General features: G+C 36.2%; 2 protein-coding genes. One reads left to right on the top strand and one right to left on the bottom strand.

The window, feature by feature from the left end:
• A partial coding sequence (locus V7164_RS23935) for a PLP-dependent aminotransferase family protein (protein WP_335355452.1) occupies window positions 1-760 on the bottom strand: 760 nt, incomplete at its 3' end.
• Window positions 761-920: 160 nt separating this feature from the next.
• Here V7164_RS23935 and V7164_RS23940 point away from each other — a divergent pair.
• Window positions 921-1865, top strand: a complete 945-nt coding sequence (locus V7164_RS23940) for a DMT family transporter (protein ID WP_335355453.1) — start codon at window positions 921-923, stop codon at window positions 1863-1865.
• The last annotated feature ends 216 nt before the right edge of the window (window positions 1866-2081 follow it).

Genomic DNA, 2081 nt, shown 5'->3' on the forward strand with positions numbered 1-2081 from the left:
CTTCCACTATATATACATCGTATTTTTCGGCTAACTCAACAATTTTTTTCTTTTCGCTATTCGTGTAACAATGTCCAAGTGGATTGTGAAATCTCGGAACAATATAGAAAAATTTTATATCATTATTTCGAAAAATATATTCAAGACGATCAAGGTCAATTCCTTCCATCGATAACTCAATTCCCAACGTAGTAGTTTGGTGCAGATTGATGGACTCAATAAATCCGAAATAAGTAGGCTGTTCAATTAGAATATTGTTTTTTCCATTTGGAAAGGGCATAGAAACAAATAAGTTTAGGGCTTGCTGTGAGCCAGATACAACGACTAATCTTTCGGGTTTAGTGAACACTTGTAAATTCTGCAAATATTTCACTAACTGTACTCGTAATGAGTAAGATCCTTGTTGATCAGAGTATGTAAAAAGCTCTTCTTTATATTGTTCAATTGCTTGATTCATGCAATGTTGAAATTCAAGATAAGGCATAACATTCTTATCTGGACCAGCAGACAAGAAGTCAATCACCTCATTTTCATTCATCGCATTTTGAAATTCATTCACAACAAAGTAACCACTTTTAGGAACAGAATAAATTAAATGCTCTTTTTCTAATTCTTCGTATGCTTTAATGACCGTATTTTTGCTGCATGAAAAATGCTCAGACAGCTGACGAACAGAAGGGAGTTTACTTCCTGCAATAAGGATCCTATCTGCTAGCCGATGCTTAATCTCTTCCATTATCTCTATATATTTGGCACTCATACATGTATCCTCCTTTAACTGTCATGGTACAGATGGCTAAAAGAATGGTTTATTTTTTTCTGTGCACCTTTTATTATGTTGATTATAACAGAATTATTTTCTTAAGAATCAGAAAATGGTACAGACGTGATTGTATTATAACGATGGGGGTTGGGATAAGATGCAGAGAGTATCCAGAGAGAAATTCGGATTATTGTTGGGATTAGTAGGGGTCATTTGTTTTAGCTTAACACTTCCTTCTACAAGTATTGCAGTAGAATATTTTGGGGCTACGATCGTTGGCTTGGGAAGAACAGTTGTTGCCTCAATTTTAGTAGCAGTGGTTTTGATTGTTCGAAAAGAAAAACTGCCTTCAGGGCGCCAATTCAAAAGTCTACTTATTGTTGCTGCTGGTGCAGTTTTAGGATTTCCTCTTCTTACTTCTTGGGCAATGAAATCCTTGCCTGTTTCTCATGGAGCAGTGGAATTAGCCTTGTTACCATTAGCAACAGCCGGATTTGCTATGGTTAGAGCAAGGGAAATTCCTTCTCTCAAATTCTGGATTTCAAGTGCAATTGGCTCTATAGCTGTTATTATGTATGCACTTCACCTTGGATTCGGTCAATTACAAGTTGCCGATTTCGCTTTACTAGCAGCAGTGCTTATACTTGGGCTTAGTTACGCAGAAGGTGGGAAACTAGCAAAAGAATTAGGCAGCTGGCAAGTGATTGCTTGGGCCATTTTAATCGGTGCGCCATTTTTTATTATTCCAGTTGGGCTAAACCTTACTACAAAAATGCTTCATGCCCCAATACAAGCTTGGGTTAGTTTTATATATCTCGCAGTGGTTAGTCAATTTTTAGCATATGTTGCTTGGTATGGCGGAATGGCTATGGGGGGAATAGCAAGAGTTAGTCAGGTTCAATACTTACAACCATTTTTAATGATTCTATTTGCTGCAGTATTTCTAGATGAATCTATCACATTTTTCACTCTTGTAATGGCCGTAATAGTTGTATTTTCCGTTATTATCGGTAAGAATACTGCCGTAAGAAAGGTTCAACCCATATCACAGGATGCTTTACCGCAATCAGGTAAAACACATAATTCAAAATCAATTAATTAGCTAGATTACTATAGGTGCTAATATCAGTGCAGCTGCCATATTTAAACTTACATCTGGTTATTTTTGAAAATGGGAGAGCTGTTGGTTTCAGGATTTCGGACACTTTACGTATGCAAGATGTTTATAAGTCTATGCTTGTTAGTTTGTTGAATAAGGTAGTACTGACTTTTTTCAGTCTTTGATGGAAAACTAACAATATCTTTAACAGTACAAAAT

The sequence above is a fragment of the Bacillus sp. JJ1474 genome (assembly GCF_036965225.1).
Lineage (GTDB): Bacteria > Bacillota > Bacilli > Bacillales > Cytobacillaceae > Cytobacillus.